The following is a 26,937-nucleotide window of genomic DNA, read 5'->3' on the forward strand; positions in this document are numbered from 1 at the left end:
AGCCGATGCTCGCCCGCATTGAACAGGGAGAGACGCATGGCAACCGGCACGGTCAAGTGGTTCAACTCGGAAAAGGGCTTCGGCTTCATCGAGCAGGACGGCGGAGGCCCGGACGTGTTCGTCCACTACTCGGCCATCCAGAGCAGTGGCTACCGCGAGCTGAACGAGGGTCAGAAGGTCGAGTTCGAGGTGACCCAGGGGCAGAAGGGCCCGCAGGCGGACAACGTTCGTCCGATGTAACGCGTGCCGGTGGCGGCGGTCGGGGTCCGACCGCCGCCGCAGTGCATCCTCAGGACGGCGCGGCCGGCAGGTCGCGCCGTTTCCGTAGTGGCCCGGCCAGCAGGATCAGCGGGGTCAGCGCCAGCCAGGCGGTCATCGCCCGGATCGCGCCGCCCGGCCCCCAGACCGCGCCCAGCGCCCCGGCGAGCACGGCGGCCAGCGGAATGGTGCCGTAGTTGAGCAGGTGCATGCTCACCGTCACCCGGCCGAGCAGCCGGTGCGGCGTGTACGTCTGCCGGAAGCTGCCCTTCACCACGTTGCCGACGGCGACGCCGAGGCTCACCAGCACGCCGCCGAGCACCAGCCAGCCGGTGCGTGCGCCGGGTCCGGCGAGCGGGATCAGCAGCGCGGGCGGGCCGGTCAGGGTGCCGGCGACCAGCAGCGTACGGGCGCTGCCGAGCCGGCGGGACAGGCGCGCGGCGAGCGCGGCGCCGATCACACCACCGAGGCTGGCGAGTCCGATCAGGAGGCCGACGAGGCCCGCCGGCAGGTCGGCCGAGCGGACCAGGAACACCACGAGCACCGCCTGGTAGCCGGTGAGCCCGATGTTGCTCGCCGCCCCGAAGACCGTCAGGACCCGCAGGTACGGGTCGCGGACGACGAACCGCAGCCCGGCGGCGACCTCGCGGCGCAGCGACGTAGACCCGGCCGGACGGTGCGGGCGGGGTTCGTCAGCGCGGATTCGGCGCAGGCACAGTGCGGACAGCAGGAAGCTGAACGCGTCCAGCGCCACCGCTGTCACCGCGCCGACCAGCTGGGCGACCAGACCGGCCAGCCCCGGCCCGACCAGGTAGCTCGCCGTCTGGGTGGCGTGCAGCCGCGCGTTGGCCTCGGGCACCTGCTCCGGACGCAGCAGCGTGGGCAGGTAGACCTGGTCGGCGGTCTCGAAGAAGACCCGGGCCAGGCCGGCGCCGAGCGCCACGATCAGCAGGTGCCCGACGGTGAGCAGTCCGGCCAGGGCGGCCACCGGCACGCTCGCGAACAGCGCCGCGGCGGCGAGGTCGGCGGCGATCATCACGGGTCGCCGGCGGACCCGGTCGACCCACGCCCCGACCGGCAGACCGGCGAGCAGCCACGGCAGCCAGGCCGCGGCGGTGAGCACCGCCACCTGGAACGTGGTCGCGTCAAGCACCGCTACCGCGACCAGCGGCAGCGCCACGGCGGTCATGTTGCTGCCCACGGCGCTGACCGTGTGACCGGTCCAGAGGAGCCGGAAGTCCCGGTGCCGGAACAGCCGCCCGGGCGGCGCCTCGACCGGCCCGGACGTGCGCGCGGGAGCGGTCACGGCCGGCCCGGCACGCCGTGGGCGAACACGAAGACCGGCTCGCGGCGCTGCCCGTCCCCGGGCACCGGCCGGTCGGCCCACCGGGCGAACAGCGCGATCACCTCGCGGCTGAGTTCGGCCAGCTCGTCGGGGGTCAGGTGCAGCCACTTGTCGGTGCTGAACGGCCCCTCCCCCCACGCGGCGTGCGCGTCGTCGGGTGCCGAGTGCCAGGCGCGGACCAGTTCGGCGTGCCGCTCCAGGTTGAGCGAGCTGGCGGCGTCGGCCACCACCCGGGCCGCCGGGTCGTCGTCGAAGTCGCTGTTGGACCAGCGCACCCCGCGGTCGCGCAGCCGCCACCAGCGTTCCCGGCGGTCGCGGGCCAGTTCGGGCGCCTCGACCAGCAGGTCGGCGGCGGCGAGCACCTTGAGGTGGTGGCTGACGTTCGCGGGCGCCTGGCCGGTGTGCTCGGCGAGCATGCCGACGGTGCACGGGCCGTACACCTTGAGCACGTCCATGAGCCGGCGGCGCAGGGGGTGGGCGAGTGCGGCGAGCACCCGCGAGTCGGTGACCTGCCGGACGGAGGGCTGTTCCATGCGGCGAGTCTGACATTCGCAAGAGCTGTTGCGCAACACCTCTTGCGAATTGGGAGGAACCGCGGCGCCGCGACGGGACCGTCGCGGCGCCGGGCGGTCAGGCGGTCAGACGGCGGGACAGTTCGTCGGCCACGTCCCGGGCGATCTGCGGCGGGATGGCCTCGGCGATCTTCTCCGGCGGCAACCCGGCCAGCACCCCGGAGACGATCTGTTCCTCGTCGGTGAAGTCCTTCCCGGACAGCTCGTTCACCTGTGCCACCAGTGCCGGCCAGGCGCGCAGCATCGCCAGCATCTGCTGCAACGGCGAGTTCGCCATGGGCGGGTTGACCAGCCCCGTGGTGTTGACCGGCGAGATGAGCCAGTTGCGCAGGTTCTGCAGGTCGGCCAGGACGTCGCCGACGGTTCGGTTCTCGGCGCCGGTGTCGCGGATGAGCTTGTCGGTCTGTTCCATGTCGTCCTCCGGTTTCGCGGTGGCGATCATCCCGATCGCGGTCAGGTAGCGGCGGAACAGCGGGGTCTGGTCCCGGCCCGCCTTCGTGGAGTCGCGGAAGAAGCTGAAGTGGGTGTGGAACAGGTGGCTGCTGTCGCCGCCGGTACGCCGTCCCAGCCGGTCCCAGCGGCGTACGGTCCGTCCGTCCGGGGAGTAGATGATCTCCCGGATGTCCCGGGTGTCCGCGGCGTTCGCCACGCACTGCGCCACCATCCAGGTGGAGAACGTCCGCAGGTTGTGCGTGCCACCACCGGAGCGGACGGAGAACGTGCCGACGTCCAGCGCCGACGCGTACAGCGTGAGCCCGGACCGGTCCCGGTTGGACTCCACCACCGAGTAGTCGTTCGTGACGACCCGGTCGGAGCCGCAGTGGTAGCCGCCGCGGTGGTTGACGTCGCCGACGATGCCGACCTCCGCCGGCTCCAGGTCGTCGGCGCGTACGGCGTTCTTGTCGACGTTGAGGTAGGTGAGTAAGAGATTCCGGACGGCCAGCAGGTTCGCCGGGGCCGACGTCATGGCAGATCCCCTTCCGATCGATGACCGGCGAGGGCACGACAATCACACCGCGTGATGACGTGCGATCCGCGGACGCGCCCCGCCGGATAACTGCACGGCACCGGGCACTTGCTCCGAGCTTAACCACGGTTAGGCAGAAATGCCCAGCTCAGGAGCGGTTTTTTGAACTATCAGCCCGCTGTGGACGGTGTCGGCACGAGCGGCAGCACCAGTGCCGAGGGATGCTCGCGATCGTGGAAGATCTCCCGCCATCCAGCACGGAGGGTCACAGCGGTGCCGAGCGGCTCACCGGTGCCGGGGTTGCGCGCGTAGCGCGGGTGGGCGCCGCCGGAGACCTGCACGCGCAGCCGGTGCCCGGGCGCGAAGCGGTACGCGGTGGGCCAGAGCGTGACCGGTACGGTGACCACTCCGGACGGATCGCGCGGGAACCGGCCGGGCTCGACGCGGACCAGGCCGTCGCAGACGTTCCACGAGCGCCCGCGCCGGTCCACGTCGCACAGACGCACGAACACGTCCAGGTACGACAGTTCGCTGCGCAGGTGGATCTCGGCGGCCACCGGACCGGCCACCTCGACCGGGTCGCGCAGCGGCTCGCTGGTGTACGTGAGCACGTCCGGGCGCGCCTCGACCGGCCGGTTGTCCACCGCGCCGGCCCGCTGGGCCACCAGCAGCGGGCCACCGAGCGACGGGGTGGGGTCGGCCGGGTCGTACCAGATCCGGTCCGGTGCGCCGTGCTCCTGCGGCTGCGGGGCCAGCCCGCCGGCGGATCGCAGATGCCATCGCGCGGGTGTGGCCGGTGGCGGCCAGTCCGGCAGGTCGCGCCAGCCGCCGCCGACGCCGCCGACGTGCACCCGCACCGGCGCGCGGTCCGGCCCGGGCCGCCCGGCCAGGTGGGTGTCGAGCCAGGCCAGGCCCTCCCGCAGCGACGCCAGGAGCAGCCCCGGGCTGCCGTGCGTCCACGGGCCGACGACCAGGCGGGTCCGCGTCCCGGCGGCCCGCAGGCGGGCGTAGTCGTCGAGCTGGGCCGGCAGGAAGATGTCCTGCCAGCCGCTGACCATCGCCACCGGGGCCCGGACCTCGGTGATCCGGTCGCCGAAGACCCGGGTACGCCAGTAGTCGGCGCCGGGGGTGTGGTGGCGCAGCCACTCCTGGAAGAACGGCACCGTCACGCCGGTGGCGACCCGGTCGGCCTCGGCCAGCGGCAGGTGCGCCAGGGCCCGGGCGAGGCGGGGCTGGCCGCGCTTGAGTTCCCACTGCCGGGCCAGCCAGGGCACGGTCTGCGCCTGGAGCAGCTCGGCCCAGGTGAGCACCGTGTCGAGGGCGAACGACTCTCCCGCGTACGTCGAGTCGCGGGTGCCCGACGCGGTCACCACGGCGACCATCGCGCGCAGCTCGTCGCCCGCCTCGGCAGCCAGCGCCCACTGCACGAAGCCCTGGTAGCTGGCGCCGAACATGCCGAACGCGCCGGTCCACCACCGCTGGCGGCGCAGCCAGTCGAGCGTGTCGAGACCGTCGTCGCGCTCGTGCACCAGCGGCGCGAACTCGCCGCCGGAGCCGAACGTGCCGCGGCACGACTGGATCACCACGTGGAAGCCCCGCTCGGCGATCAGGCGGCCCAGCAGCCGGACCGGTCCGCCCCGCCCGTACGGGGTGCGGATCAGCACGCACGGCGCGGCGGGCAGGCCGGGCGCGTAGTGGTCGGTGCGCAGCGTCACTCCGTCGCGTACCCGGACCGGGATGTCCCGGGTGACGGCGACCCGCCCGGTGCGTGCGGCGGGCAGTCGCAGCGCCGCGGTGGCCGCCCGGGTGACGAGCCACACGATCAGGCGTCTCCGGAGCCGGCGCCACGGCGCGGCGCGGCGCGGATCTCGTCCCGGTGGGTACGCATGGAGTGCACCATCTCGGCCATGAACCGGTGCACCACGGCCAGCTCCTCGTCGCTGAAGCGGTCCATCACCTCGTCGGTACGGCGGCCGAGCGGCCCGAAGAAGCTCTGCGCCAGCGTGGCGCCCCGGTCGGCGTAGTGCAGGAGGATCTTGCGGCGGTCGGCGGTGTCCCGGTCTCGCCGGATGTGGCCACCGCGCTCCAGCCGGTCGACGAGCGCGGTCACCGAGCCGGAGGAGAGGTTGAGCGCCTCGCCGAGCCGGCCGGGGGTGATCGGGTCGCCCACCAGCTCGGCCTCCATGACCGCGATCAGGGCGTACAGGTCGGTGGCGTTGAGCCCGTGCAGCCCGGCGAACGCGTGCCCGATGTGCTGCGCGTCGACCGAGTAACGGCGCAGGTCGTTTGTGATGTCGGCGACCATGCGACCGCGTGGGTCGTCGCGTCGCCGGTACATCCTGTGCGCCGCCACCGCTTGCCGCCACCCCCTGTCGAACAGTTCCGGTTGCAGCATAGAACCACCCCGGATAATCTCGCTCATCAAGATACTCGTTCAAAGAGAATCCCCCGCGACCAATATGTGAGGGCATCAGATGTCTCTGTTCACCCGCGTCGTCCGGGGCCGGCTGGCCGCCTGGCTCACGCTGGCCGCCGCACTCGTCGTCGGCGTGGTCGCCTTCGGGCTTCCGAAGCCGGACAATCCGGCGCCCGTCTCCGACACCGGCCTGTCCGTGGAGTGGCAGTCGACGCAGGTCGAGCGGCTCCAGGAGCAGTTGCCCTCCAAGGACGCCCAGACCGCCCTGGTGGTGGTCAGCCGCGCCGACCAGGCCCCGCTGAGCGGGGCCGACCGCAGCGTGCTCGACGGCCTCGGCGGCGAGTTGAACTCGCTCGCCGTAGGCGGGCGGGTCTCCCCCGCCCAGGTCTCCCCCGACGGCACTGTGGCGCTGGTAGCGGTGCCGCTGTCCACCGAGGGCGGCCCGTCGGCGGTGGTCGACGAGGTGGAGAAGCTCCGCGAGGCGGTCGGTGACCTGCCCGGCGAGCTGACCGTCGAGGTCACCGGCGGCCCGGCGTTCACCGCCGACCTGGGCAAGGTGTTCCAGGGCGCGGACACCACGCTGCTTCTGGTCACCGCCGCCGTGGTGGCGGTGCTGCTGCTCGTCACCTACCGCAGCCCGTTCCTGTGGCTGGTGCCGCTGCTGGTGGTGGGCGCCACCGAGCAGATCACGCTGCGCGTGGTGGAGTCCCTCGTCCCCGCCTTCGGCATCTACCTGCCCAGCGGGCAGGTCACCGGCATCGCCAGCGTGCTGGTCTTCGGCGCCGCCACCAACTACGCGCTGCTGCTCATCGCCCGCTACCGGGAGGAGCTGCGCCGCGAGGAGGACCGGTTCGCCGCCATGCGCTCGGCGCTGCGCCGCACCGCCGAGCCGATCCTGGCCAGCGGCAGCACCGTCGTCCTCGGCGTGCTCACGCTGCTGCTGTCCGAGCAGGAGACCAACCGGGCGCTCGCCATCGCCTGCGCCACCGGTGTGATCCTCGCCATGCTCTCCGCCCTGTTCGTGCTCCCCGCCGCCCTGCTGCTGTTCGGCCGGGGCCTGTTCTGGCCGTTCGTCCCCCGCGTCGGCAGCGCTGCCCGCGAAGGCCGGATCTGGGGCCGCCTCGGCGAGCTGGTGGTCCGCCGGCCGCTGCCGGTCGCCGCGCTCGCCGTCCTGCTGCTCGCCGGCCTCGCCCTCGGCGGCCTGGGCATCCGTACCGGGCTGTCCGAGACCGAGCAGTTCAGCGAGAAGCCCGAGGCCGTCGCCGGAGCCGAGACGCTCGCCCGGGCGTTCCCGGCCGGCAGCACCCAGCCGGTCGCGGTGCTCACCAACCCGCAGGCCGCGCAGGCGGTCCTGGCTGCGGCGAGCGGCGTCGACGGGGTCGCCTCGGCCCGCCCCGGCGCCGCCGGGGACCGGGTCGCCCAGATCGACGTGGTGCTCACCGCCGAGCCGGGCAGTGCCGCCTCCGACCGGGCCGTGGTGGCGCTGCGCGACGCCGTGGCCGCCGTACCGGACTCCGCCCCGCCCGCCGTGGACGGCGCGGACGCCCCCGACGGCGCCCTGGTCGGTGGTTCGGTCGCCGCGACGTACGACTCGAACGAGGCGAACACCAAGGACCTCAAGCTGATCCTGCCGCTGATCCTGCTGCTGGTCGGCGCGGTGCTGGTGCTGCTGCTGCGCGGGCTCCTGGCGCCGCTGCTGCTGGTGCTGACAGTCATCGCCTCGTTCTTCGCCAGCCTCGGCGCGGCCTGGCTGCTCTTCGACCACGTGCTGGACTTCCCGGCGCTGGACAGCGGGGTGCTGCTGCTCGCGTTCGTCTTCCTGGTGGCGCTCGGCGTCGACTACAACATCTTCCTGGTCACCCGGGCTCGGGAGGACGCCCGGCGCACCGGCACCCGCGACGGGATGCTGTCGGCGCTGCGGGTCACCGGCGGCGTGATCACCAGCGCCGGCATCCTGCTGGCCGCGGTGTTCGCGGTGCTCGGCGTGCTGCCGCTGATCACGCTCACCCAGATCGGCATCATCGTCTGCATCGGTGTGCTGCTGGACACGCTGCTGGTCCGGACGGTGCTGGTGCCGTCGCTGGCGTTCCTGCTCGGCGACAGGTTCTGGTGGCCCGGCCGGATCACCCGGGACGCCGACGCGCCCGCCACGGCGCCGGCCGAGCCGGTCGCCGCGCGGGACTGACCGGACGGGCGGGGGCCGGCGCGTACGCCGGCCCCCGCCCCTTCGTCCGGTCGATCAGAAGCTCAGGCACTCGCACTCGGTCATCAGCGCCCGCACGTTGCGCACGTACTGCGGGTTCGGGATGGTCAGCGGCTGATCCTCCCGAGCCACCGCGCCGTGCCCGTAGTTGTAGGCCGCGATCACGGCGTTGAGCAGGCAGGAGTTCAGCTCACTCGTGCACAGTGAGGCGTCGAGCCGGTAGTCGGACTCGAAGTACATGTCGCCGATGTACTTGGTCAGCCAGGCCAGGTAGGTGCCGCCCAGGTAGGCGTTGTCCCGGTAGGCGTCGATGTCGTACGACTGGCCGAAACGCTGGTTCATCCACTCCGCCGTGGCGGGCATGACCTGCATCAGCCCGACCCCGCCGTCACAGGCGATGATGTTGGACTGCCACCCGCTCTCCTGCCAGGCGGTGGCCTTCAGCAGCGCCGACGGGATGCGGATGTCCGGCGCCGACGTCGGCCAGTACGTCCGCGCCGCGGCGTCGGTGAGCGCCGCCTTCACCTGGCTCTGACTGGCCTTGGTGCCCCGGTAGCTCGGCTTGCAGCCGTCGTCCACCGGCTTCGGCGGCGCCGGTGGCACCTGGGTCTCGGTCGGCGGCTTCGGCCGGGCCAGCGGCGCCGTGGTCGTGCGGGACGGCTTGACCCGCGGCTTCGGTTTCGCCGACGCGCTCGGGCTGGGCCGGCCGCCCATCGCCGCGACCGCCGGCGGCTCCTCGCTCGGCGCGTCGGCCGGCGCCTCCTACGGCTGGTCCGCCGGGGCCGCCGTGGGCAGGTCCGCAGCGACCTCCCGGACCGGCCGCTCCTCCTCGCCGCACGCCGTGAGCGTGGCCGCCGCGACCAGTGCCACCACCGTCACGGCCCACCGGCCGAGTCCTCGCCGCATCGGACCTCCCCGTAGTCCCCCGTCGGCGCACCCTAGCAAGGATCGACAGGTCCGGGGGGTACCCGGAACGCGGACCGGCGGGCCCGGGGCCGGGGCGGCGACTCCTCCGCCACCGCGTCGGCCGGCCCCTCGTCCGGCGCCGCGCCGGCGGACCCCTCCTCCCGGTCCGCGCCGCCCGGTCGCTCGTCCCGGTCGGCCAGGCGGTCCCGGGTCGCCCACGCCACCACGAACACGGTGGTCCAGGCGACGCCCAGCAGGACCGCCGTGACGGTGCCGCTCGCCGTGCTGAAGCCCAGGTAGAGCCGCGCGCCGGTGACAGTGACAACGCCCGCCGACGCGATCGTCCAGACCGCCTCGCCCACCGGCCAGCGGGCGCCGCGCGACAGCAGCCAGGCGAGCGTGCCGAAACTCGCGGTCACCACCGCGTTCTGCGTCGGGAACAGGTCACCGGGGCGGTCCGGGCCGCCCGGGCCGGTCAGGTCCGCGACGACGACGAGCAACACCAGCGGCACGGCGGCGCCGACGGTGCCCAGCACCCCGAGCGGGTCCGCCCGCCAGGCCCGGCCGCGCCGGGCCACCACGGCGGCCACCACCGCCACCGCGGCGATCAGCACCCAGCCGCGCAGCACCGACACCGCCGGCAGCGCCGTGTCGACCACCCCGGGGGTACGCCGGGCGGCGAACCAGTCGGCGACCAGCCCGTCGAGGACGTACAGCCCGCTCTGCGCGACCACCGCCTCCAGCAGGACCGCCACGGCCAGCCCGGCGACGAACAGCAGCGCCAGCCCCAGCGCCAGGTTGAACAGCAGCGTCCAGGCCGGGCCGACCCGCATGGCGACCAGGAAGAACAGCACCCCGTACCGGGCCCGCAGCCAGCGCAGCGGCGGCAACGCGGCGGCCCGTGCCGCCAGCGCGCGTACCGGGTCCGGGTTGCGGCCCAGCCAGCGGCCGGCCAGCACCACGGCGAGCAGGCACAGCAGCAGGGCCAGCACCGCGCCGGTGGCCCGGCCGAGCAGCTTCGACACCCGCTCGTACGACTCACCGGCGAGGTAGCCGGCCAGCACCGAGGCGCCGACCCAGCTCGCCACCCCGGCCAGGTTCCACGGCGCGAACCGCCGGTACGGCATCCCCGCCGACCCGGCCAGCCGGGGTGCCAGCGTGCGGGCGAACGCGATCCAGCGGGCGGCGAGCACACCCCGGCCACCGAGGCGCTCCAGCAGCGAGTCGGCCCGCCGCCACCGGTGCGCGCCGATCCGGGCACCCACCCCGGAGGCACGCAGACGGGTGCCGTAGCGGCGGCCGGCCCGCCACGCGAGTGTGTCTCCGATCACGGCGGCGGCGGTCATCGCCACCAGCACGGGCGCGAGGCGCAGCGTCCCCGCGTACGCTAGGAAGCCGACCAGAAGCAGGGTCGCCTCGCCGGGCATCAGCAGTCCGACGATCACCGCGGTCTCCGCCGCGACGATCGCCGCGGCGGCCACGTAGATCAGCAGGGGCGGCAGCTCCTGCAGCCAGCTCAGCAGGTCAGGCATCGGGCACCCCGCACGGGTGTCAGCATGCCAGTCGCTGGAACGGTCGGCACAGCACTTTCGACGCAGATCCGGGTTGTCTCGGGGTGACCCCGAGGCGTGCCCCGGCAACCGCAGACAGGAGTATGGAGGGTATGCAGCTACGCACCGACCTCCGCAACGTCGCCATCATCGCCCACGTCGACCACGGCAAGACGACCCTGGTCGACGCCATGTTGCGGCAGGCCGGCGCCTACGGCGCCCGTGGTGAGACCACCGAGCGGGTCATGGACTCGATGGACCTCGAGCGCGAGAAGGGCATCACCATCCTCGCCAAGAACACCGGCGTGCGGTACATGCCGGCGGACGGCTCGGAGCCCGTCACCATCAACATCATCGACACCCCCGGTCACGCCGACTTCGGCGGCGAGGTCGAGCGCGGCCTGACCATGGTCGACGGTGTGGTGCTGCTCGTCGACGCCAGCGAGGGCCCCCTGCCGCAGACCCGGTTCGTGCTCCGCAAGGCGCTGCGCGCCCGGCTACCGATCATCCTGGTGATCAACAAGGTGGACCGTCCGGACGCCCGGATCAAGGAGGTCGTGGACGACACGTACGAGCTGTTCCTCGACCTGGACGCCGACGAGGAGCAGATCGACTTCCCGATCGTCTACGCCTGCGCCCGCGACGGCATCGCCTCGCTGACCCAGCCCGCCGACGGCGCCGTCCCGGACGACAGCAGCAACCTGGAGCCGCTGTTCCGCACGCTGCTCGACACCATCCCCGCGCCCGCGTACGACGAGGACGCGCCGCTGCAGGCCCACGTCACCAACCTCGACGCCTCGCCGTTCCTGGGCCGGCTCGCGCTGTGCCGGGTCCGGCAGGGCACCATCAGCAAGGGCCAGACCGTGGCCTGGTGCCGCACCGACGGCAGCACCCAGCGGGTACGCATCTCCGAGCTGCTGATGACCGAGGGCCTGGAGCGCAAGCCGGCCGACTCCGCCGGGCCGGGCGACATCATCGCCGTCGCCGGCATTCCGGAGATCATGATCGGTGAGACGCTCGCCGACGCCGAGAACCCGGTGCCGCTGCCGCTGATCACCGTGGACGAGCCGGCCATCTCGATGACCATCGGCACCAACACCTCGCCGCTCGTCGGCCGGGTCAAGGGCGCCAAGGTCACCGCCCGGATGGTCAAGGACCGCCTCGACAAGGAGCTGATCGGCAACGTCTCGCTGCGGGTGCTGCCCACCGAGCGGCCGGACGCCTGGGAGGTGCAGGGCCGTGGCGAGCTGGCCCTGGCGATCCTGGTCGAGCAGATGCGCCGCGAGTCCTACGAGCTGACCGTCGGCAAGCCGCAGGTCGTCACCAAGGAGATCGACGGCAAGACCTGCGAGCCGGTCGAGCGGCTGACCATCGACGCCCCGGAGGAGTACCTCGGCGCCATCACCCAGCTGCTGGCCACCCGTAAGGGCCGGATGGAGCAGCTGGTCAACCACGGCACCGGCTGGATCCGGATGGAGTGGCTGGTCCCGGCGCGCGGCCTGATCGGCTTCCGGACCGAGTTCCTCACCGAGACCCGCGGCACCGGCATCCTGCACCACGTGTTCGAGTCGTACGAGCCGTGGTTCGGCGAGCTGCGCACCCGCAACAACGGGTCGCTGGTCGCCGACCGCGCCGGTTCGGTCACCGCGTTCGCGATGACCAACCTCCAGGAGCGCGGCCAGCTCTTCGTCGAGCCGGGCACCGAGGTGTACGAGGGCATGATCGTCGGCGAGAACTCCCGCTCCGACGACATGGACGTCAACATCACCAAGGAGAAGAAGCTCACCAACATGCGCTCGTCGACCGCCGACGAGACCGAGAAGCTGATTCCGCCGCGCAAGCTGTCCCTGGAGCAGGCCCTGGAGTTCTGCCGCGAGGACGAGTGCGTCGAGGTCACCCCGGCCGCGGTGCGCATCCGCAAGGTGGTGCTCGACCAGCAGCAGCGTGGCCGGGCCGCCGCCCGCCGCAAGCACGCCGGCTGACCCACAAGCTCACCAGCCCCACCCGGAGCCCGGCCCGCCCCTCGGCGGACCGGGCTCCCCCCTTCCCTTCCCCTCCCCACCGCCCTCCCCGCCCCCCCCACTGGACGATCATGAGGTTGGCGGCAGTTCTGGAGATCAAATCCGCCGCCAACTTCATGATCGACGGGGTGGGCGGGAGATCTTGGTCCGAAATGGCCCCTATGGGGGCACTTTTCTTCCAAGATCTCTGCTCGTCTCGTTGTGCGAACGCGGGATCCCGGTCCTCGGGATCAGGCGACGAGGGCGGCCGGCCCGGGCAGGGCGGGAGCGAGGTGAAGGGCGGGGGTGGGTCGCCGGGTTACTGGGAGGGCTGGGCGGCAGCGGAACCTGCCCGCCGACGGACGAGCGCGGCGACGGGCGCGAGGCTGCGCAACAGATGCGAGACGGCGAGACGCGCGACGAGCCCACACCGCGCGACCGGGCACGGGACGGCGTCACAGGCCACACCGCGTGACCGGGCGCGGGACGGCGTCACAGGCCCACACCGTGCCATGGACGCGAGACGCACCACGGGGCCATTACCGCGCCTCGGACGCGAGGTGAAGTCCCGGCAGGGTGGGGTCAGCGGGGTTTGGTGGCCGCCAGGGCCAGGACGTCGGGGATCGGGCCGGAGCCGGACTCGACCACCCGGGTCAGCCGCAGACCGGCGGCCGCCACGGCGTCCAGCAGGCCGGCTAGCGGCAGGTGCCACGCACCGACCCGCGCCCGCACCCCGGTCGCGTTCCACGAGCGGACCGTGCGCTCCCGCGAGGCGTACCCGCCGTCGATCACGATCCGCTCCGGCTCGGACCGGTCGGCGAAGGCGCCCACGAAACACGGGTGCACCCCGACGTGTACCAGCCGGCCGCCGGGCGCCAGCACCCGCGCCGCCTCGGCGACCGCCGCCGGATAGTCCGGCATGTCGGTGTGCGCGAGCACGCAGGCCACCGCCGGTACGGCGCCGGTGGACAGCGGCAACGCCGTCGCGTCGGCCCGGGCCACCGGCAGCCGGGCGCGGGCGTGGCGGAGCTGCCCGCCGGACAGGTCCACTCCCACCGGTGTCCATCCGAGACGCTTCAGCTCGGCCGCGTGCGCCCCGGTGCCGCAGCACAGGTCCACGCAGCGGCCCGGGCCGTCGCCCAGCAGATCGGCCAGCACCGACCGGACCCGGTCCATGTAGACCGACGATGTCTCGCTGGCGTACTCCTCGTACCAGTCGGCGATGCCGTCGTACAACGGGGTCGTCATCTCCGCACGCTAGCCCGCACCCGCGCCCGCCGCTGCCCCGCGTACGCCACGAAGATCCGCTACGGTGCGGTCATGACCTGGGAGGACCTCGACGCACACCTGGACCGGGTGCCCGGCACCGTCTCCGCGTACGTGGGCCGCCCCGGCGCGCGGCCGGCGTGGACGCGGCGGGCCGACGCCACCCACTACGCGGCGAGCACCATGAAACTCGCCGTGCTGGTGGCGCTGTTCCGCGCCGCCGAGGCCGGCCGGCTGGACCTGGACGCGCCGGTGCCGGTGCGCAACTCGTTCGGCTCCGCGCTGCCCGGCGCGCCCCGGTTCGCCAACGACCGCGACTACGACAACGACGAGGCGGTCTGGGACCGCGTCGGCGGTGAGGCGCCGCTGCGCTGGCTCGCCGAACGGATGATCATCCGGTCCAGCAACCTCGCCACGAACATCTGCATCGGCGAGGTGGGACTGCCCGCCGTGGCGCAGGCGTGGGCGCTCGCCGGTGCGCGGCACAGCGTCACCGGCCGCGGCATCGAGGACTTCGCCGCCCGCGACTCCGGCATCGACAACCTGGTCACCGCCGCCGACCTGGCCGGCCTGCTCGGTGAGCTGGCGCTCGGCGCGACCCGGCCCGGCCCGCTCGCCTCGCCGGCCGGCTGCGCCGCCATGCTCGACGTGCTCGTCGCGCAGGAACACCGCGAGGACCTGGCCGCCGGGCTGCCCGACGGCACCCGGATCGCGCACAAGAACGGCTGGGTACGCGGCGTACGCCACGGCGCGGGCGTGGTGTTCCCGGACGACGCGCCGCCGTACACGATCGTCGTCTGCACCACCACCGAGCTGGCCGACGGCGGCGCGGACGGCGTCGAGGACGACGCGTGCCGGCTGATCGCGCACGTCTCCGAGCGGGTCTGGGCCGCGCGGCACGACCTGGCCGGCTGACCCGGCTACTCCAGCAGCCGCTCGCGCAGCGCGGCGCGGTGCGCGTCGGTCACCCCCAGGCCGTCGCGCAGGTACGCGTCGAACGAGCCGTGCGCGCGGCGCACCTCGTCGTAGGCGGCGTCCAGGTATTCCGGGCGCACCTCCAGCAGCGGCCGGGCCACCGCCGGGTCCAGGTCCGGCCGGCGCTGGATCATCGCGGACAGCAGCACCTCGCGCAGGCTCTCGGTCAGCTCGTTGTGCACCAGGTAGTCGGCGCGGATCGCCTCCTCCTCCACGCCCAGCGCGGTCAGCAGCACCACCGACAGCCAGCCGGTGCGATCCTTGCCGGCCGAGCAGTGGAACAGCAGCGGCAGGTTCGCGCCCTCGGCGGCGAGCCGCACCGCCGCGCCGAACCCGGCCCGCGCCGACTCCCCGGTGACGAACCAGCGGTAGATCGCCGTCATCGCCCCCGGCATGCCCTCGCGGGCCAGCGCCGCGTACGCGTCCAGGTCGTGGCCCTGCAACACCGCCGAGACGTACGTGAACACCGGGTGCGCCGCGTCGTAGACCGGCAGGTGCACGGTGCGGGGCTCCCCGACCAGCCGGTCCGGCGGGGCCACCGCCTGCTCGTGGACGTCACGCAGGTCCACCACGCAGGCCGGGCCGAGCTTGCCCAGCACCGGCAGGTCCTCGTCAATGAGCCGGCCCAGCGCGGGTGTCCGGATGAGCCGCCCCGCCCGTACCCGCCGCCCATCGCTCGTCGGCATTCCACCCAGGTCACGCGCGTTCGGCGCGCCCACCAGCTCCCATTCCCGCCCGGCCATCGGCCCTCCCCTGCTCGCCGCCAGTTGGCTATAGGGTGCCCCACATGACGATCGCCGCGGTACGCACCCACCGTCTGTCGGCCCCCTTACACACCCCGTTCGTCACCGCGCTGCGCCGTACCACCACCGTGGACACGCTGCTCGTGGAGGTGGTCGACGGCGACGGCCGGTCCGGTTTCGGGGAGGCGCCGCAGGTCTGGCAGGTCACCGGCGCGTCGGTGGCGGGTGCCGAGGCGTGCGTACGCGAACTGCTCGCGCCGCTGCTGATCGGCCGCGACGCCGACGACCTCCAGGCGGCAGGCACGCTGGTGCGCCGTGCCGTGGTAGGGAACGAGTCGGCGAAGGCGGCGGTCGACGTGGCGCTGCACGACCTGGCCGCGCGGCGGCTCGGCGTACCCCTGGTGCGTCTGCTCGGCGGCACGGCGCTGCGCGTGCCGACCGACGTCACGCTGGCCGCCGGTGACGCGGTGGACCTGGCCGCGACGGCGGCGCGGCGCGGCGCCGAGGGGTTCAGCGTGCTCAAGCTCAAGGTCGGCACCGACGCCCGCGGCGACCTGGACCGGGTCCGCGCGGTGCGGGCCGCGGTCGGCCCGGACGTGCGGATCCGGCTGGACGCCAACCAGGGCTGGACGCCCCGGGAGGCGGTGCGGGTGATCCGGGCGATCGAGGACGCGGGGCTCGACGTGGAGCTGGTCGAGCAGCCGGTGCACCGCCGCGACCTGGACGGGCTGGCCTGGGTCAGCGACCGGGTGGACCTGCCGATCCTGGCCGACGAGTCCGTCTTCGACGTGCGCGATCTGGTCGAGGTGATCCGGCGGCGCGCCGCCGACATGGTCAACGTGAAGCTGGCCAAGTGCGGCGGTCTGCAACCGGCCCGCACGCTGCTCGACCTGGCCGCCGCGCACGGCATGGGCACCATCGTCGGTTCGATGATGGAGGGCCCGGTGGGGGTCGGCGCCGCGGCCAGCCTGGTCGCCGCGTCCGGCACCACCGCCGTGTCGGACCTCGACGCCGCCTGGTGGCTGGCCTGGTCGCCGGTCACCGGGGGCATCCGGTACGAGGGCGCGAGCGTGCTGCTGCCGGACGCTCCGGGCCTGGGGATCACCGGCCTGCGTGAAGCTAAAATTCAGACAGGTGGTTGAGCAACGTCAGAATTTTTCATATGGTCGCCCGGACGACCACCGGAGAGAGGGGTACGCGTGGCACCTCAGCCCGGCCGCCGGGCCGTCGTACGGGTACCGGTGGCGACCCTGTGGACCGCTCCCGAGGCGGTACGTCCGATCGACTGCCCCGCCCTCGCCGGCTCGCCCGACGTCGCCGCCTGGATCGCCGGCATGGACCGCGACCAGCTCGTCGGCGACTGCGTCCTGACCCAGCTGCTGCTCGGCGAGCCGGTGCGCGTCACCGAGTCCCGGCCGGACGGCTGGGTGCGGGTGGTGGCGCTGGGCCAGCCCGCGGCGAAGCTCGACGCCGACGGCTACCCGGGCTGGCTGCGGGCCGCCCACCTGGCCGACGTCTCCGACGCCGCTCCGGCCGGTACCGCTCCGGCCGACATCGCTCCGGCTGGCATCGCGCCGGCCGACACCGGTCCCTCCGGTGCCGGTGCGACCGGAAGCGGTCGGGCCGCCTCCGGACCGGCCGCTTCCGGTCCGGCTGTTCCCGGGCCGACCGCCTCCGGTCCGACGGCCTCCGGTCCGAGGGCCTCCGGTCCGACCGCTTCCGGGACGGCGGCCGACGGTCCGCTGACCGTCGACGTCGCGCACACCGCGTTGCGCACCGAGCCGGACGGCGACGCGGCGCTCACCGGCGTGGTCCTCGGCACCCGGCTCACCCCGGCCGGGCCGGCGGTGGACGGCAGGCGTCCGGTCCGCGTACCCGGACGGCCCGACCCGCTCTGGGCCCCGGAGGACGACCTGGTGCCGCTGCCCGCCGAGCGTCCCGAGGCCGAGCAGGTGCTCGCGGTCGCCGAACGGCTGCGTGACCTGGTCTACGTCTGGGGCGGCATGTCCACCGACGGCATCGACTGCTCCGGGCTGGTGCACCTGGCCTGGCGGCGGTACGGGATCACACTCCCCCGCGACGCAGACGACCAGGCGGCGGCGACCTCGCGGGTGCCGCTGGACGCCGAACGCCCCGGCGACCTCTACTTCTTCGCCCGGCCCGGCCGGCGCATCCACCACGTCGGGATCGTGTCGGCCGAGCCGCGCGGCGGCCGGCGCCGGATGCTGCACGCCTGCTACCTGACCCGGCGCGTGGTCGAGGAGGAGCTGCCGGCCGACCGGACCGCCACCCTCGTCGGCGCCCACCGCGTCTGAGCGCCGTCTCGTCCGGGGCGCCCCCGGTAGGGGAGCGCCCCGGACGGGACGGACGGGTCAGCGGCGGGCCTGGGCCAGTTCCCGGCGCCGGTCCCGCGACGACTTCGCCAGGCTGGCGGCGGTGGCCACACCAAGGGTGCCGAGGATGACCGTCAGCGAGAGCCAGATCGGGATGTGCGGGGCCCACGCCACGTGCTCGCCGCCGTTGATGAACGGCAGGTTGTTCTCGGCCAGCGCCTCCAGCACGAGCTTCACGCCGATGAAGCCGAGCACCACGGCGAGGCCGTAGCTGAGGTAGATGAGCCGGTCCAGCAGGCCGCCGAGCAGGAAGTAGAGCTGCCGCAGCCCCATCAGCGCGAACACGTTCGCGGTGAAGACCAGGTACGGCTCCTGGGTGATGCCGAAGATCGCCGGGATCGAGTCCAGCGCGAAGATCAGGTCGGTGGTGCCGATCGCGATCATCACGATCAGCATCGGGGTGAACAGGCGCCGCCCGTGCTCGTGGGTGGTCATCCGTGCCCCGTCGTAGTCACGGGACAGCGGCAGCGCCTTGCGGCTCCACCGGATCAGCAGGTTCTCGCTGAACTCGTCCTCGTCCGGCTCGCCCTGCCGGGCCAGGTTCACCGCGGTGTAGATGAGGAACGCGCCGAAGATGTAGAACACCCAGGAGAACTGGGAGATCAGCGCCGCGCCGGCGGCGATGAAGCCACCCCGCATGATCAGCGCCAGAATGATGCCGACGAGCAGCACCTTCTGCTGGTACTGCCGGGGCACCCCGAACCGGGCCATGATGATCACGAAGACGAAGAGGTTGTCCACCGAGAGGCTGTACTCGGTGAGCCAGCCGGTGTAGAACTCGCCTGCGACGCGACCACCGGCGGTGAGCCAGAGCACCACGCCGAAGATCAGCGCCAGGCCGACGTAGAAGCCCACCCACAGGCTGGACTCCCGGACGCTCGGCTCGTGCGGCCGCCGGCCGATGATGAACAGGTCGGCGAGCAGGACCGCGATCATCGCGATCAGCGTTACCGCCCACACCAATGCGGACACGTTCAAATCCATCCTCCGGCAGACACGCTGCGTCGGGCACACCGTACGCCGGGTGCGGTGCCGGGGTGCGTCGACGCTGACAGGGGTGACTGTCGGAGGTCTCTTCCGCCGGAGCCCGGGTGCCGGGTTCCGACCGGCGGAGCCGGGTCGGGCCACCGGGGGTGCCGGCGCTCTTCCGTGCTGACGACTCCGTCGCGGGGGAATACTCCCCTCCTCGGCCGCCATTGTTCACCATCGCACCCGGGTGGCGCATCTCCGGGCCGTCCGTCGATCTCTCGACGTGCTGCGGCTCACGTCGCGCAGGGCATCCTAGGAGGCTAGTCATCCGCCGGCGAGGCGCGCCGGGACGTCACCCGGGACGCACCGGCGGCGGGCCGGCATGGCAGGCTGCCAGCATGGTTCTTGAGGTCGCGCTGATCGATGTCACGCCCGGACACGAGGACGAGTTCGCCGCCGCCTACGCGCAGGCGCGGCCGATCCTCGCCGGCGCCGAAGGCTGCCGCTCCGTGCGGATGACCCGGGGCGTCGAGTCGCCCACCCGGTTCGTGCTACTCGTCGAGTGGGACTCGGTGGAGGCGCACGACGTGAACTTCCGCCAGACCGAGCGGTTCGCGCAGTGGCGGGGACTGATCGGCCCGCACTTCGCCGGTCCGCCGCTGGTCGAGCACTTCATCGACGTGCCGGCCTGAACTGTCGTACCCCTGCCGTAGCCTGCGCGCTGCGCGGCCACCGGTCCCGACGGGCATCGGGGGCGCCGGGCCCGGTGGTCGCGCCGCACCGGCGGCGGGCCGTGCGGCTCACTCCAGCTCGTGCGGATCGCGCGGCCGGGGCACCGGCGCCGCGCCGAGCCGCCGGGCCACCATCTCGGCGGAGGCGTCCGCCGGCAGCGCCGCCGCCAGGAGCCGCTCGATGACGCGCTCGTAATGAGCCACGTCCGCCTCGGCGACCAGCCGCAGGTCGGTGGTGAGCGTCTCCACCAGCACGGTGCGCGGGTCGTCCGGGTCGGGGTAGGCGTAGTACGAGAACGGCGCCAGCGGATGCGGTCCGTCGCCGCTCGACGCCGCTGACCGCAGCACCCGGACGGTGACGCGGGGCCGTTCGGCGAGCGCGAGCAGGTGCCGCATCTGGTCGCGCCACACGTCGGCGGGCAGGCCGTCCGGGTCGCAGACACGCTCGTCGACGAGAGCCGTGTAGTGCGGCGGGTCCGGCCGGATCAGCAGTTCCTGGCGTGCGACACGGGCGCGCACGTCGGCCTCCACGTCCACCTCGCCGGTCAGCGCCGCACCGGCCGACACGCGCAGGCGGGCGTACGCCGGGGTCTGGAGCAGGCCGGGTACGAGCACGCACTGGTACTCCACGATGCGTTCCGCGCCCGCCTCCAGCTCGGCGTACGCCCGCTGGCGCTCCCCCATCTCGCCGAGCGCCTTGGACCAGCCCCGGCCGGTGGCCGCGTCGCGGGCGATGACGATCAGCTCGTCGCGCTGCGGCGGCGGCACCGCGTAGACGTCGAGCAGGTCGAGCACGTCGGCCAGGTCGGGCCGGCTCTGCCCCAGCTCGATGCGGGACAGCTTCGACGTGGACGCCCAGCCCAGCCGGGCGCAGACCTGTTCGAGCGTGAGCGACTCGCGACGACGCAGCCGGCGCAGCTCCACACCGAGCCTCGCCCTCCGGACCACAGGACTTGCTGACAACGGCATGCACGCCTCCCGGGAGGGAGCGTACGCATCACCGTCACGCTCGGCAATACCTCGCCCACACAGCGCTACCGTCCGGGCGGCGCGCTCAGGGGCGGTACGTGCCGAACGACCAGACCAGCCCGGCCAGGTCGCGGGCGGCGTAGTCGCGGGAGCCGTAGTCGGTGTCGAACGGCGCCCGGACGATCTCCGCCCCGGCCGACCGGGCGCGCTCGTGGTGCGCGTCGACGTCGTCGAGCGCCACGTAGACGCGGTAGTCGTCGTCGGCGGGCCGGGACCGCGGCACCGGCCCCGGGCCGAGCATCACCAGGTCGTCGCCGTACGCCAGCTCGGCGTGGCCGATCGTGCCGTCGGGGAGTTCGTGGGCCTCGCGCACGGTGAAGCCGAACGCGGAACAGAGGAAGTCGGCAGCGGCTCGCACGTCGGGATACCGCAGGACCGGATAGATGCTTCGCATGACGGTCAGTCTGCCGCCGGGGCGGTCAGGCCGGATTGGACGAATGCGATCCGGGCCCGGTCAGCGCGGCCGGGGTGGCGCCAGCGAACTCGCGGAACTCCCGGATCAGGTGCGACTGGTCGTAGTAGCCCCACCGGGCGGCCCGCTGCGCCCACCCGGCGTCGTCCGGCACGGCGGCGTCCGCGGTGAGCAGCGTGCGGCCCAGGCTCGCGTACGCCCGCTCGAAGCGCAGCAGGCGGGCGACCGTCTTCGGCGGCAGGCCGAACTCCCGCCGGAACCGGACCGACAGGTGACGCCGGGACCAGCCCAGCTCGTCGGCGAGCATGGCCACGCCGACCGCTCCCCCGCTGCCGTCCAGACGCCGCCAGGCCGCCAGCAGGTGCGGGTCCGGCGGCGCTGTCGCCGCCAGCCGCGCGGCCAGGGCGGCGTCGAGCCGGGCGAAGCGTGCCGGCCAGCCCGGCTCGCCGGCCAGCTCGTCGCGCAGCCGGGCCAGCCAGCCCGCCACCGCGTCGAGCGGCACCACCCGGTTGGCCACCTCGGCCAGCGGCAGCCCGAGCAGGCGGCGGGCCGCCGGGGCGGTCAGCAGCACCTGCACCCCGGTGCCGGTCCCGGCCGTCCGGGTGGCGCACCAGCCGTCGAACGGGCCGGCCAGGAAGGCGTTGGTGGCGGAACCGCTCTCACCGGGGGCACGCGGGTCGGTCACGCCGAGCGGGTCGCCCCAGCCGAGGATCAGCACCACGAAGGCGCCCGCCACCTCCCGGCGTACCAACGGGACGGGCGCGTCCTCGCGGTAGCCGAGGTAGCTGTCCACCCACCGGCGCAGCCGCGGGTCGGGGCGCCCGACGACGGCCTCGGTCAGCATCGCGCCGCCCCGGCCGTCGCGCCGGTCACCGGACCCCTGCGGCGTCCATCCCGCGCAGCTCCTTCTTGAGGTCGGCGACCTCGTCGCGGATCCGCGCGGCCAGCTCGAACTGCAGCTCCCGCGCGGCGGCGAGCATCTGGTCGTTGAGTTCCTGGATGAGGTTGGCCAGGTCGGCCCGGGCCATCCCCTCCCGCGACGGGGTGGCAGCGGCGCCCCGGCGGCTGCGGGTCTCCTTGACCGGCGCCTTGCCCCGGGACAGCTGCCGAACGGCACCGCCGACGTTGCTGTTCTCGGTGTCCTCCGCCTCGCGGTAGATGTCGTCGAGGATGTCGTGGATCTTCTTGCGCAGAGGCTCCGGTTTGATGCCGTTGGCCTCGTTGTGCGCGATCTGCTTGGCCCGGCGCCGGTTGGTCTCGTCGATCGCGTCCGCCATCGACGGCGTGATCTTGTCGGCGTACATGTGGACCTGACCGGAGACGTTACGGGCCGCGCGGCCGATGGTCTGGATCAGCGACCGGCCGCTGCGCAGGAAGCCCTCCTTGTCGGCGTCGAGGATCGCCACCAGCGACACCTCGGGCAGGTCGAGACCCTCCCGGAGCAGGTTGATGCCGACGAGCACGTCGTAGTCGCCCTTGCGCAGCTCGCGCAGCAGCTCGACGCGGCGCAACGTGTCGACCTCGGAGTGCAGGTAGCGCACCCGGATGCCGTTCTCCAGCAGGTAGTCGGAGAGGTCCTCGGCCATCTTCTTGGTGAGCGTGGTGACGAGCACCCGCTCGTCCCGCTCGGTCCGCAGCTTGATCTCGTGCATGAGGTCGTCGATCTGCCCCTTCGTCGGCTTGACCACCACCTCGGGGTCGATCAGGCCGGTGGGCCGGATCACCTGCTCGACGAACTCGCCCTGCGCCTGCTCCAGCTCCCACGGGCCGGGGGTGGCGGAGAGGAAGACCATCTGGCCCACGCGCTCCAGGAACTCGTCGAAGCGCAGCGGCCGGTTGTCGGCGGCGCTGGGGAGCCGGAAGCCGTGGTCGATGAGCATCCGCTTACGGGAGGCGTCGCCCTCGTACATGCCACCGATCTGCGGGATCGTCACGTGCGACTCGTCGACCACGGTGAGGAAGTCGTCGGGGAAGTAGTCGAGCAGGCAGTGCGGCGGGCTGCCCGGCAGCCGGCCGTCGATGTGCATGGAGTAGTTCTCGATGCCGGAGCAGAAGCCCACCTGGCGCATCATCTCGATGTCGTAGGTGGTGCGCATGCGCAGCCGCTGGGCCTCCAGCAGCTTGCCCTGCCGCTCCAGCTCGGCCAGCCGCTCACCCAGCTCGGCCTCGATGTCGCGGATCGCCCGTTCCATCCGCTCCGGACCGGCGGCGTAGTGCGTGGCCGGGAAGATCATCAGGCTGTCGACCTCGCGGACCACGTCACCGGTCAGCGGGTTGAGGTAGTAGAGCTTCTCGATCTCGTCACCGAACAGCTCGATCCGGACCGCCAGCTCCTCGTACGCCGGGATGATCTCCAGCGTGTCGCCGCGGACCCGGAAGGTGCCGCGCTGGAAGGCCATGTCGTTGCGCGTGTACTGAATGTCGACCAGCCGGCGCAGCAGCTGGTCGCGGTCCAGCTCCTGGCCGACCTTGACGCGCACGGCCCGGTCGAGGTATTCCTCCGGCGTGCCCAGGCCGTAGATCGCCGAGACGGTGGCGACGACGATGACGTCCCGCCGGGTGAGCAGCGACATGGTGGCCGAGTGCCGCAGCCGCTCGACCTCCTCGTTGATCGAGGAGTCCTTCTCGATGTAGGTGTCGGTCTGCGGGATGTACGCCTCGGGCTGGTAGTAGTCGTAGTAGGAGACGAAGTATTCGACCGCGTTCTGCGGCAGCAGCTCACCGAACTCCTTCGCGAGCTGGGCCGCCAGGGTCTTGTTGGGGGCGAGCACCAGGGTCGGCCGCTGGAGCCGCTCGACCAGCCACGCCGTGGTGGCGCTCTTGCCCGTGCCGGTCGCGCCGAGCAGCACCGTGTTGCGGTCGCCGCGCCGCACGCGACGCTCAAGCTCGTCGATGGCAGCCGGTTGGTCACCGGCCGGCTGGAACTCACTGACGACCTGGAAGCGGCCGTCGAGCCGGGGAATGTCGAGCGCCATGACACCAACCGTACGCCCGGGGTCCGACACTTCCGGCCACGACCACGGACCGTCCCTGATCGGCTTCGATATTCCCATTGTGTGGCTCATCTCACCGGTCTACCCTCGTACCGTAGGCCGCTCGCGGCGGCCGACCGGGCCGGTGATCGCCCCCTCGCGGGGCCGGTCGCCCCCGGCGCCAGGGCCGCAGCACCCGGGACGACCGGCGTGCGCGCCGACGGTGGTCGCGCGCAGCGCTGACCGGCCGCCGCGAGCGCCCCTGCTCGTCACCGAAACCCCGCTCTCGCGTTCTCCACTCGTGGGGACCTCTCCCGAGCGCCGGCCGCGACGCGAGCCCGACACCGGCACGCCCCCGCCCGCCGACGAGCCGGGCCGCCAGCGCGGCGTGAGCCGCCCCCATCGGCTCTCCGCGCGGGGCGACGGCGACCAGGCCGTACCCCGGGAACCGGGTCGCGGCCACCGGCGCGGCCGCACCAGCACACCGACCCGGCCCGCCACCGTGGCCGGCCGGCGCCGACGGGCCGGCCTGTTCGACGGCCGCCGTCCCCCGCTCACCACCCGGCCGGACGGCGACCCGGAACTGGACGGCGCCGACGACCCGCCGGACGGTCCGGACCGGCGGCGGATCGCGCTCGCCGCGCTCGTGGCGGCAGCCGCGATCTCCGCCGCGGCGCTCGTGGCCGCCCTGCCGTCCTGGGTGCCCGGCCGCACCGACGACGCCCCGGCGACACGTGCCCTGACCGCCTCCGAGGCGGACCGGGTGGCCGCGCTGCGGGTCACCAACCTGCGCGACGTACGCGCCGGTGTCCGGGTCACCGTCGGCGCCGACGGCGCCCGTACCGAACTGGTCGGCTGGGTCGACTGGGCCCTTCCCCTGGTCTACCTGGACGTCGGCGGCCCGGGCGCGGGCGACGACCGGGGCCTGGTGCAGGCCACCGCGTCCGCGCTGCTGGTGCGGCCCGACCCGGGTGCGCTCCCCACCCCGGCCCGGCCGCCGCTGGTGCCGCCGGCGGACCGGTGGCGGATGCGGTCCCCGGCCGGCGGGCACGGCCTGGGCGCGGTACGCGACCTGCTGATCGGGCTCGGCGCCGACCGGGTCGATCCGCCCGCCACGGACGGCCGGTGGCTACGCGGCGACCAGGTGGGCGGCGTCCCGGTGGACGTGCTCCAGGCGCCTCTCGCACCGCCCGGCGACCCGTTGCCGACGCTGTGGGTGGACGCGGACGCCCGGCTGCACCGGCTCACCGGCCGGCTGGCCGACGGCACGCCCGTCACCGTGGACCTGACCCGCGCCGACCGGCCCACGCTGCACCCGGTGGACCTGCTCGGCGGCCGGCCCGGGCAGCCCCGGGCGCCCACCGACGACGAGGTCGCCCGGCTGGCCGCGCTGCCCGCCCGGCTCCGGGCACTCGGCGGCGCGACGGTGACGGTGGCCGCGCCGCTCGGCCCGTCGGCGAACCTGCGGGCCACCGGCAGCATCAACTGGACGAGCCCGTCGGCGTACCTCGCGGTGATCGAGGAGGGCAGCGGCCGGCGCACCCTGCGGTGGGCCCGGCCCGGACGGGTGGCCGAGGTGCAGCGGTCCCCCGACGGGCCCGCGACGCCACCGACACCGGTGCCGGTCGCGCTGCTCGCCGCCCCCACGCGGCCGCCCGGCGACGACCTGGACCGGCTGCTCGACGCGGCGCTGCGGGCGGCCCGGCACGCGCCCGGCGCCACCGCCGTCCGGATCCGGGAGGACCGGCTGGACGACCGGGCCGTCGACGTGTTCGAGCTGCCGGGCGGCCGCCGCCTGTGGCTGGACCGGGGTGGTCTGCCACACCGGATGGAACTGCGGGCCGGGCCGGGCGTGTGGATCCGGCTCGACCTCACGCCCGCTCGTGCGGCGGGCAGCGGCGGATCGGCGGCCCCGGCGGCGCGCTGAGCCCGGCCCGATCCCTACCGCCCGGTCAGGGCCGCCAGCCGGTCTGCGCGGCCCACTCCTCGGCGCGCAGATGCTCCTCGTCGAACCAGGGATCGGTCACCGTGCCCCACGTGACGTGCTCCGGCGCGGCCGCCGCCAGGTCCCTCTTCACCTGGAGGTAGTCGGCCCGCCGTGCCGGGTCGGCGCGCAGGTGGTCGCGCATCAGCAGCGCGTACCGCCAGCCGGGCGAACCGGCCTCCCGCAGGTGCAGCCGCACCGGACGCGCCGGGTCCGCGCCGCCGTGCAGCCGCTTGGGCCAGCGCACCGGCTCCGGCTGCCGCGGGGCGTCCCACCACTCGCCCGGCAGCCGCGGGAAACCCGCCTCGGCCAGCCGCTGCGCGAGCGGCCCGTCCGCCTCGGCCAGGGAGGACACCGTCACCTGGATGTCGATCACGTCCGGCGCGGCGAGCCCCGGCACGGCGGTGGAGCCGACGTGGTCGACCCGGACGTCACCGCCTGCCGCGTGGCGGATCCGGGCGGCCAGCCGGGCGTACTGCTCGGGCCAGGTCGGGTCCGGCCCGGCGAGCGCCGCCGGGTCGGGCGGAACGGCGCGGCGTTCGCGGACGTTGCGCTCGTAGGGCAGCAGGCGGTCCCGCCAGAGCGCGTCCACGGCGGAGTGCAGGTCGGTGAGCGTGCCGTCGTTCGGGAGCAGCACGTCGGCGACCGCACGGCGGGTCGCGTCGTCGGCCTGCGCGGCGATGCGCCGCTGCGCCTCCGCCGGGGCCATCCCCCGGTCGCGGGTCAGCCGGGCCATCCGGGTCGGCACGGCCGTCTGCACCACGACCACCAGGTGGTACGTGGGCGCGAGCCCCACCTCGGCCAGCAGAGGTACGTCGTTGACGACGATCGCGTCGGCGGGGGCGGCGGCGACCAGCTCGGCGCTGCGCGCGCGTACCCGGGGGTGGGTGATCCCTTCGAGCGTGCGGCGGGCCGCCTCGTCGCCGAAGACCAGCGCGCCGAGGGCGGCCCGGTCCAGCGACCCGTCGGCGTCCAGGACCCGGTCGGAGAAGGCGGCGACCACCTCGGCCAGCCCGTCGGTACCGGGCGCGACGATCTCCCGTGCGATGCGGTCCGAGTCGACGGTCACCGCGCCGAGCGTGGCGAGCCGGCTCGCCACCGCGCTCTTGCCCGATCCGATTCCGCCGGTCAGCCCCACCTTCAGCACCCGGACAGTCAACCGGATCCGGCGTCCGCATGCCAAACCCGCCGGCGTACGACGCGGGCCCCGCCCCCGGCGCTCCGCTGGTGCGGAACGCGGGGACGG

At 73.8% G+C, this 26,937-nt stretch carries 23 protein-coding genes and 1 pseudogene; 8 read left to right on the forward strand and 16 right to left on the reverse strand.

Features of this window, described 5'->3' with window-relative positions:
* Positions 1 to 36 precede the first annotated feature (36 nt).
* Entirely contained in the window at positions 37 to 240 is a 204-nt protein-coding gene (locus tag NMK34_RS20785; protein ID WP_013287480.1) for a cold-shock protein, read from the forward strand.
* 49 nt (positions 241 to 289) lie between these two features.
* Here NMK34_RS20785 and NMK34_RS20790 read toward each other — a convergent pair whose 3' ends face one another.
* The 5 genes from NMK34_RS20790 to NMK34_RS20810 all read right to left on the reverse strand — a co-directional run bounded on the left by NMK34_RS20790 (position 290) and on the right by NMK34_RS20810 (position 5,480).
* Positions 290 to 1,564: an MFS transporter gene (locus NMK34_RS20790; protein WP_318334835.1), complete on the reverse strand. Its 1,275-nt coding sequence runs from the start codon at positions 1,562 to 1,564 to the stop codon at positions 290 to 292.
* Entirely contained in the window at positions 1,561 to 2,136 is a 576-nt protein-coding gene (locus NMK34_RS20795) for a metalloregulator ArsR/SmtB family transcription factor (protein ID WP_318334836.1), read from the reverse strand. Before NMK34_RS20795 ends, NMK34_RS20790 begins: the two co-directional genes overlap by 4 nt.
* 97 nt (positions 2,137 to 2,233) lie before the next feature.
* Positions 2,234 to 3,142, reverse strand: a complete 909-nt coding sequence (locus tag NMK34_RS20800; RefSeq protein ID WP_318334837.1) for a hypothetical protein — start codon at positions 3,140 to 3,142, stop codon at positions 2,234 to 2,236.
* 170 nt (positions 3,143 to 3,312) lie between these two features.
* A complete protein-coding gene (locus NMK34_RS20805) occupies positions 3,313 to 4,962 on the reverse strand; it encodes a CocE/NonD family hydrolase (RefSeq protein WP_412098904.1) in 1,650 nt (549 codons plus the stop codon).
* A 2-nt stretch (positions 4,963 to 4,964) separates the two neighbouring features.
* Entirely contained in the window at positions 4,965 to 5,480 is a 516-nt protein-coding gene (locus NMK34_RS20810) for a MarR family winged helix-turn-helix transcriptional regulator (RefSeq protein ID WP_318336389.1), read from the reverse strand.
* 136 nt (positions 5,481 to 5,616) lie between these two features.
* Here NMK34_RS20810 and NMK34_RS20815 point away from each other — a divergent pair, with 136 nt between their 5' ends.
* Entirely contained in the window at positions 5,617 to 7,743 is a 2,127-nt protein-coding gene (locus tag NMK34_RS20815) for an MMPL family transporter (RefSeq protein WP_318334838.1), read from the forward strand.
* Between the two features lie 54 nt (positions 7,744 to 7,797).
* On the opposite strand, the pseudogene NMK34_RS20820 reads toward NMK34_RS20815, so the two are convergent.
* The 3 genes and pseudogenes from NMK34_RS20820 to NMK34_RS20825 form a co-directional block, all read right to left on the reverse strand.
* Positions 7,798 to 8,493 (reverse strand): annotated as a pseudogene (locus NMK34_RS20820) (lytic transglycosylase domain-containing protein); the annotation flags it as partial.
* Between the two features lie 30 nt (positions 8,494 to 8,523).
* Positions 8,524 to 8,667, reverse strand: coding sequence for a hypothetical protein (locus tag NMK34_RS30935; protein WP_412098905.1), 144 nt, complete (start codon positions 8,665 to 8,667; stop codon positions 8,524 to 8,526).
* A gap of 32 nt (positions 8,668 to 8,699) precedes the next feature.
* Positions 8,700 to 10,199 (reverse strand): DedA family protein, encoded by a 1,500-nt coding sequence (locus NMK34_RS20825; RefSeq protein WP_318334839.1) that lies wholly within the window; start codon positions 10,197 to 10,199, stop codon positions 8,700 to 8,702.
* A gap of 131 nt (positions 10,200 to 10,330) precedes the next feature.
* Between NMK34_RS20825 and typA the strand changes: the two genes are divergently transcribed.
* Positions 10,331 to 12,199: a translational GTPase TypA gene (gene typA / locus NMK34_RS20830; protein WP_269697328.1), complete on the forward strand. Its 1,869-nt coding sequence runs from the start codon at positions 10,331 to 10,333 to the stop codon at positions 12,197 to 12,199.
* 600 nt (positions 12,200 to 12,799) lie between these two features.
* Here the strand turns inward: typA and NMK34_RS20835 are convergent.
* Positions 12,800 to 13,465 (reverse strand): class I SAM-dependent methyltransferase, encoded by a 666-nt coding sequence (locus NMK34_RS20835; RefSeq protein WP_318334840.1) that lies wholly within the window; start codon positions 13,463 to 13,465, stop codon positions 12,800 to 12,802.
* A 72-nt stretch (positions 13,466 to 13,537) separates the two neighbouring features.
* Here NMK34_RS20835 and NMK34_RS20840 point away from each other — a divergent pair, with 72 nt between their 5' ends.
* A complete protein-coding gene (locus NMK34_RS20840; protein ID WP_318334841.1) occupies positions 13,538 to 14,398 on the forward strand; it encodes a serine hydrolase in 861 nt (286 codons plus the stop codon).
* A 5-nt stretch (positions 14,399 to 14,403) separates the two neighbouring features.
* Here the strand turns inward: NMK34_RS20840 and NMK34_RS20845 are convergent, their stop codons facing one another.
* Positions 14,404 to 15,201, reverse strand: a complete 798-nt coding sequence (locus tag NMK34_RS20845; RefSeq protein ID WP_318334842.1) for a tyrosine-protein phosphatase — start codon at positions 15,199 to 15,201, stop codon at positions 14,404 to 14,406.
* A gap of 44 nt (positions 15,202 to 15,245) precedes the next feature.
* On the opposite strand from NMK34_RS20845, the gene NMK34_RS20850 reads away from it, so the two are divergent.
* Both NMK34_RS20850 and NMK34_RS20855 read left to right on the forward strand, forming a co-directional pair.
* The gene (locus NMK34_RS20850) at positions 15,246 to 16,343 is read left to right on the forward strand and encodes a dipeptide epimerase (RefSeq protein WP_318334843.1); all 1,098 of its coding nucleotides are present in this window, start codon (positions 15,246 to 15,248) and stop codon (positions 16,341 to 16,343) included.
* A gap of 57 nt (positions 16,344 to 16,400) precedes the next feature.
* A complete protein-coding gene (locus NMK34_RS20855) occupies positions 16,401 to 17,516 on the forward strand; it encodes an NlpC/P60 family protein (RefSeq protein ID WP_318334844.1) in 1,116 nt (371 codons plus the stop codon).
* Between the two features lie 57 nt (positions 17,517 to 17,573).
* Here NMK34_RS20855 and NMK34_RS20860 read toward each other — a convergent pair whose 3' ends face one another.
* Positions 17,574 to 18,572: a TerC family protein gene (locus tag NMK34_RS20860; protein ID WP_194803519.1), complete on the reverse strand. Its 999-nt coding sequence runs from the start codon at positions 18,570 to 18,572 to the stop codon at positions 17,574 to 17,576.
* A gap of 389 nt (positions 18,573 to 18,961) precedes the next feature.
* Between NMK34_RS20860 and NMK34_RS20865 the strand changes: the two genes are divergently transcribed.
* On the forward strand, positions 18,962 to 19,255 hold the full coding sequence (locus tag NMK34_RS20865; protein ID WP_013287496.1) for an antibiotic biosynthesis monooxygenase family protein: 294 nt from the start codon (positions 18,962 to 18,964) through the stop codon (positions 19,253 to 19,255).
* A 108-nt stretch (positions 19,256 to 19,363) separates the two neighbouring features.
* On the opposite strand, the gene NMK34_RS20870 is transcribed toward NMK34_RS20865, so the two are convergent.
* The 4 genes from NMK34_RS20870 to uvrB form a co-directional block, all read right to left on the reverse strand.
* A complete protein-coding gene (locus tag NMK34_RS20870; RefSeq protein ID WP_318334845.1) occupies positions 19,364 to 20,263 on the reverse strand; it encodes a DUF5753 domain-containing protein in 900 nt (299 codons plus the stop codon).
* 85 nt (positions 20,264 to 20,348) lie between these two features.
* The gene (locus tag NMK34_RS20875) at positions 20,349 to 20,717 is read right to left on the reverse strand and encodes a VOC family protein (protein ID WP_318334846.1); all 369 of its coding nucleotides are present in this window, start codon (positions 20,715 to 20,717) and stop codon (positions 20,349 to 20,351) included.
* Between the two features lie 25 nt (positions 20,718 to 20,742).
* Complete coding sequence (locus tag NMK34_RS20880; protein ID WP_318334847.1) at positions 20,743 to 21,579, reverse strand: helix-turn-helix domain-containing protein; 837 nt, start codon at positions 21,577 to 21,579, stop codon at positions 20,743 to 20,745.
* A gap of 25 nt (positions 21,580 to 21,604) precedes the next feature.
* On the reverse strand, positions 21,605 to 23,710 hold the full coding sequence (gene uvrB / locus NMK34_RS20885) for an excinuclease ABC subunit UvrB (protein ID WP_187690918.1): 2,106 nt from the start codon (positions 23,708 to 23,710) through the stop codon (positions 21,605 to 21,607).
* A gap of 298 nt (positions 23,711 to 24,008) precedes the next feature.
* Here uvrB and NMK34_RS20890 point away from each other — a divergent pair, with 298 nt between their 5' ends.
* The gene (locus tag NMK34_RS20890) at positions 24,009 to 25,634 is read left to right on the forward strand and encodes a hypothetical protein (protein ID WP_318334848.1); all 1,626 of its coding nucleotides are present in this window, start codon (positions 24,009 to 24,011) and stop codon (positions 25,632 to 25,634) included.
* A 25-nt stretch (positions 25,635 to 25,659) separates the two neighbouring features.
* On the opposite strand, the gene coaE is transcribed toward NMK34_RS20890, so the two are convergent.
* On the reverse strand, positions 25,660 to 26,838 hold the full coding sequence (gene coaE / locus NMK34_RS20895) for a dephospho-CoA kinase (protein WP_318334849.1): 1,179 nt from the start codon (positions 26,836 to 26,838) through the stop codon (positions 25,660 to 25,662).
* Between the last annotated feature and the right edge of the window lie 99 nt (positions 26,839 to 26,937).

Source organism: Micromonospora sp. BRA006-A (genome assembly GCF_033433935.1).
GTDB lineage: Bacteria > Actinomycetota > Actinomycetes > Mycobacteriales > Micromonosporaceae > Micromonospora > Micromonospora aurantiaca.